This window comes from Amycolatopsis anabasis, assembly GCF_009765355.1.
In the GTDB taxonomy this organism is placed as follows: Bacteria; Actinomycetota; Actinomycetes; order Mycobacteriales; family Pseudonocardiaceae; genus Amycolatopsis; species Amycolatopsis anabasis.
The window spans coordinates 1-5191 of the sequence record NZ_VTHK01000128.1 but is presented as its reverse complement, the minus strand read 5'-3'; the positions used below and the strand labels follow the sequence as shown (position 1 = coordinate 5191).

Annotated in this window: 3 protein-coding genes and 2 pseudogenes; all 5 read right to left on the bottom strand. The window is 72.1% G+C overall.

The features are described 5' to 3' along the window. Positions 1-390, bottom strand: a pseudogene (locus FXO23_RS52145) (lytic transglycosylase domain-containing protein); the annotation flags it as partial. An 18-nt stretch (positions 391-408) separates the two neighbouring features. Further along, complete coding sequence (locus tag FXO23_RS50165; protein WP_158896237.1) at positions 409-2211, bottom strand: AfsR/SARP family transcriptional regulator; 1803 nt, start codon at positions 2209-2211, stop codon at positions 409-411. Positions 2212-2342: 131 nt separating this feature from the next. After that, complete coding sequence (locus FXO23_RS50160) at positions 2343-3134, bottom strand: ABC transporter permease (protein WP_158896235.1); 792 nt, start codon at positions 3132-3134, stop codon at positions 2343-2345. Next, positions 3131-4075, bottom strand: coding sequence for an ATP-binding cassette domain-containing protein (locus FXO23_RS50155; RefSeq protein ID WP_158896234.1), 945 nt, complete (start codon positions 4073-4075; stop codon positions 3131-3133). Before FXO23_RS50155 ends, FXO23_RS50160 begins: the two co-directional genes overlap by 4 nt. A 118-nt stretch (positions 4076-4193) precedes the next feature. Beyond that, positions 4194-5191: pseudogene (locus tag FXO23_RS50150) on the bottom strand (glycosyl transferase); the annotation flags it as partial.

Genomic DNA, 5191 nt, shown 5'->3' with positions numbered 1-5191 from the left:
GTCGATGTGGCAGTTCGGCTGCTCCCGGGCCAGGATGTCGGCCGCGTTCCGGTACGCCTGCAGCGCGGTGCCCGGAATCCCCAGCGGCCCGCTCGGCGCGGCGGAACCCGGGTACCGGGCCGGTACGGTCAGGTCCTCCGGGGTCGGCGCCGAGGGCAGGCTGCCGTCCACGCCCACCATCGGCAGGTCCGGCCGGAATCCGCCCACCAGCGCGGTTTCCACGGCGTGCTTGCCGCCGGTACCCCCGGCCCAGACCGCGACACCGCTGCCGGTGACGGCGGCGGGCAGCACGACCAGGGTGCCACCGAGCGCGGCGAGCGCCTTCCGCCGCCGCAGGGCACGCGCGAGCCTGCGGGCCAACGACCTGCGGGACAACTCTGTCCTGCGCACGAGATTGCCTCCTCTTTGCTACGCCGACGAAGCGCTGGCGAGATGCCGGACCGCGATCGGCGATCGGCCGGGGATTTCGCGTACCGCCAACTGGTAGAGCGGATTGACCCGGTAGCGGTAACACCCCGGAGCCTCACCGGCGGAAACCGGATCGGCCAGGCGCACCTCGACCAAGCGCTCCAGCAGGTGTTCCGCGACCTCGGGTGTGGTGCCCAGGGCACCGGCGGTCCAGGAGACCGACAGCGCTTCCGGCCGCGGGCCGTGCCGGACGATCGCGGCCAGGCCGTCGAATTCGGTGTCGGTGAGCGCCTTGGCACACCGTGCCACGCTCGCCCGGAAATCGAAACCCCCGGCCGCCAGCAGGTCCATCCCCGCTACTCCGGACAGCCTACCCAGCAGCTTCGCCAGTGACCAATGTGGACGGACGCGCAGCTGCGCGGCGAGCGCGCTGACCGCCAGCGGGAGCCCGAAGCACCGGTTCACCAGCGCGCGGGCTTCCTCCTGCTCGCGGCCGATCCGGGCGTGACCGGCCCGCGCGGCGAACAGTTCCAGCAGGTTCTCCCGGGACATCCGGGGCAGGTCGAGGATCGCGGTACCGGTCTCCACCGGCAGCCGGAGCGGGCACGCGAGCAGCAGACCGCTCGTCGCCGATCCGGGCCGCAGCAGGTCGAAGTCGTCGGCCGAGCGCACGTTGTCGGCGAACACCAGCACCCGCTTGTCCCGGGTCCATTCCCGGAACAGCCGGGCCCGGTGCTGCGTGTTGTCCGGAATCTCGGCGTCCGGCCGCAACGCGGTCAGGAAACCGCCCAGCGCCTCGGCGATCCCGCACCGGTCCAGATCCACGTGCAGTTGCCCGTCGGGGAAGTAGCCGCTCGCCTGGTTGGCCACCCGGGCGCAGAACGTGGTCTTCCCGGAGCCGGGGGAGCCGACGACCGCGACCACCCTGGGGCGATCCGCCGAGGTCAGCGCCGCCGACACGGCCCGCAGTTCCCGGTCGAAACCCAGGAAATCGAGGGGTTCCGGGGGCAGTTGCGCCGGAACGACCCCGGCCCGCCGCGGCGCGGCCGGATCCGGTTCGCCACCGACCACCCGCTGGAACGCCTTGCGCAGCACCGGTCCCGGTTCCATCCCGGTCCGCTCGATCCGCTTGCGGCGCAACGCGTGGTAGGTCTCCGCCGCCTCCGCGTGCTGGCCGGAGGCGGCCAGCGCGAGCAGCAGGCTCGCGTAGACCTCCTCGTGCCGCGTGTCCTCCCGCGCGATCCGGTCCGCCTGCTCGAGCACCGCGTCCGGGCGGCCGAGTTCGAGGCACGTGCGCAGATAGAGATCGAGCACCCCGGCCCGAGCGGAATCCAGCCGGGTCTTGTGCTCGCGCAGGATCGGCCCCAGCGAGACGTCCGAGAGCGCCTCACCCCGGCAGAGTTCCACCGCGGACCGCAGCGTACGGGAAGCTTCGGACAAGGATTTGTGCCGCAACTGCTTCTCCGCTGTGGCGCGGAAATCGTGCAGGGTCTGGACGTCGAGATCGGCCGACGGGTCGAGGTGCAGCCGGTAGCCGACCCGCCGGGTGTGCACGAGTTCGCAGTCCGGGGAGGCGTGCAGCAGGCGGCGCAACTCCGAGATGTAGGTCCGGATGGCGCGCGTGAGCTTCTCGGTGGGCGCCTGCCCCCACAGCTCCGCGGTCAGGGTTTCCAGGCGCACGACCGTGCCGGTGTTCACCGCCAGCAACGCCAGCAGCTGGCGGATCTTCGGCTGGGACGGGGTGACCTCCGCTCCGCCGGAGAAGACTTCCAATGGCCCGATCAGGCCGATGCGCACTGCCATGCCCGGACTCTACTGACGAGTAGCGCACTTTTTCGCGGCTCGTTACCGAACCGCTTCGCGAGTTCCGGGCGGTTCGTACGCCACCCACAAACTCGCGCGCGGGAGTTGTCACCTCGAGGCCAGATAACGCCTCAGGACGGCCGCCGGAAGTTCCGCGCCGCGAGCGCGCCACCGAGGGCCGCGGTCACCAGCGCCAGCCCGAGCGCCGCCGCGAGCGCCGAGCCGACCGGCCGCCCCAGGGCCAGCGCGCGGGTCGCGTCGATCGCGTAGGTGACCGGATTCAGCAGCGACAGCACCCGCACCCACACCGGCATGGTGTCCACCGGCAGGTACGCGCTGGAACCGAACATCAGCGGGAACATCGCGATGAACGACACGGCCTGCATGGTCTCGGGTTTGCGCACCCAGGTGGAGATCGCGACGAAGATCCAGGACAACCCCCAGCCCACGACCAGCGCGAGCAGTAACGCGGCGGTGACGCCCGCGAACCCGCCACCCGGGCGGAAACCGAGGAACAGCATGCCCGCGACCAGGGTCGCGACCAGTTGCACGGCCAGCCGCGCCGCGTCGGCGAGCGTCCGCGCCACGAGCACGGAGAACAGGCTGATCGGCAGGCTCCGCAACCGGCCGAGGAACCCGGTGTAGACCTCGCCGAGCAGCCCCGCCCCGGAACTCATCGCCGTGGTCATCGCGATGTTGATCAAGGTCGCCGGCATCAGGAAGTTGATGTAGCCGTGGTAGCCCGCCAGGCCGGGAAGCGTCCCGATGCCGTCGAAGACCTGGCTGAACAGCAGGAGCAGGACGACCGGTTGCAGCAGGCCGAAGAACACCAGCCGCCGGTCGCCGAACGCCGTGCGCAGCGAACGGGCGGCGAGTACCCGGACCTGGACCGGAAAGGCGGCCCCGCGCCACGCCGTCGTCATGACCGGCTCCCGGCGGACCGGTGCAGGGACAGATAGACGTCGTCCAGCGTCGGTTCGGAGACCTTCAGATCGCGGATCTCGGCCTCCTCGGCGTCGAGCACCCGCACCAGGACCGCGATGTCGCCGGGCGCGGCGATCGAGGTGACCACGGCCCGCTCCGGCGCGCGCAACGCGGGGCGCATGCCCAGCCGGTCGAGCGCGTGCGAGGCCCGCCGTGCCGTGCGTTCGTCGGCGAAAGTGATCGTCGCGGTCCGGTTGCCCAGCCGCGCCTTGAGGTCGGCGGGGGTCCCGGACACGGCGACCCGACCCAGGGCCAGCACCACGATCTGATCGGCGAGGCGGTCCGCCTCCTCCAGGTACTGCGTGGTGAGCACGATGGTGGTCCCACCGGCCGCGAGCCGTTCGACCAGTGCCCACAACCCGGTGCGGCTCACCGGGTCCAGCCCGGTGGTCGGCTCGTCGAGGAACAGCACCTCGGGGGCGCCCACCAGGCTGGCGGCCAGGTCCAAGCGGCGGCGCAGGCCGCCGGAATAGGTGCGGGCCGGGCGGCCGGCGACCTCGGCCAGGCCGAACGCGTCGACCAGTTCCGCGGCGCGCGCCCTGGCCTGCCGGGGGCTGGCGCCCAGCAGGCGGGCGACCAGCACCAGGTTGTCCACACCGGACAGTGCGTCGTCGACCGCCGCGAACTGCCCGGTGAGCCCGATCCGCCGGCGGACCTCGTGCCCGTCGCGCACCACGTCCAGCCCGCAGACCTCGGCCCGCCCGGCGCTGGGGCGGGCCTTGGTGCTCAGCACGTCGATCAGGGTCGTCTTCCCGGCGCCGTTGTGCCCCAGCACCCCCACCACGGTCCCACCCGCCACCAGCAGGTCGACGCCGTCCAGCGCGACCACGTGGCCGTAGGACTTGCCCAGGCCGGTGATCCGGATCCGCGGTTCTGCCATGGACCTTCCTTCTGGGGTCGCTCACCGGCTCGCGACGATACTGAGGATCCAGCCCGCGCGGGTCCGCGGAAGCCGGATATGTGCGGGCGTTGAGCCCGCTATGACCGCGACTTGATGCTCAGGTGACAAGATCGCGCACGTCCCACACCCAGACCCCGCCGAGCGCGGTTCCGGGCCGCCCCAGGAGCCGTTCGACCGCGAACCGCAGCGTGGTCGCCCGGCGGTGCGGGCCGAGCACCACCAGATCCGCGCGCCAGTACCGCAGATCGTCCACGGCGGCGAGCCGGGTGCCCAGGTCGATGTCCGGGAGGGTCCCCGTTTCGGCGATCCGCTCGAGCAGGTTGGAGGTGGGCCGCCGGACCGCCCCGTACCGGCCCCGGCGATCGTGTTCGTTGGGGCCGACGAAGTATCCCTCGGCGAGCGGGAAACCGAGACCCGCCTCGACCTGCCAGTGCAGCGCCTCCGCGTCGCCGGTGTCCGGCGGCGGCACGGTCACCAGGGACCGGCCCGGCCGCACGAGGCCACGCCAGTCGTGCTGGGCGAAGAACGCCGGAGTCTCGGCGCGCTCGTGTGCCGGCAACCCGGCGGGCACGATCGGCAGCAGGGCGAACGCCAGGACCGCGGCCCAGATCATCCGGAGGTGGCCGCGCCATTCGCTGCCGGCGGGTGTCGCGCGCAGCACGCGTTCGGTGGCCAGGGCGAGCAGCACGCCGATGGCCGGGACGCAGCCGAGCGCGAACCGGGACTCCAGCACGGATTCCAGCAGCGGCAGGTCCGCGAGCCAGGACCACGGCAACGGGATCCCGGTCGGCTTGCGCGCGACGGTCAGTTCGACCCCGAGCGACAGCACCGCCAGCACGAACAGGGCGATCGCGGCCGAGCGCGCGACGACGTTCCGCCACAGCCAGGCGGCGATCAGGACCAGGAGCGTCACCAGCGGCCAGCCGAAGAAGGCGTTCTCCTCGGTGCGGTTCATGGCGAGGCCGCGGGCCGAGGTGCCGGTTCCGGCGAGCGAATCCGTCGCGAACGCGGTGAACGCCCTGAGGTCGTTGCCCTTCGGGCCGTGTTCGAGGGACTGGTAGCTCTGCGGCCCGAAGAACTGCCACCACAACGGAA

Coding starts and splice junctions, on each gene's coding strand:
- FXO23_RS50165 (WP_158896237.1), bottom strand. CDS start 2,211: ATGGCAGTGCGCATCGGCCTGATCGGGCCATTGGAAGTCTTCTCCGGC.
- FXO23_RS50160 (WP_158896235.1), bottom strand. CDS start 3,134: ATGACGACGGCGTGGCGCGGGGCCGCCTTTCCGGTCCAGGTCCGGGTA.
- FXO23_RS50155 (WP_158896234.1), bottom strand. CDS start 4,075: ATGGCAGAACCGCGGATCCGGATCACCGGCCTGGGCAAGTCCTACGGC.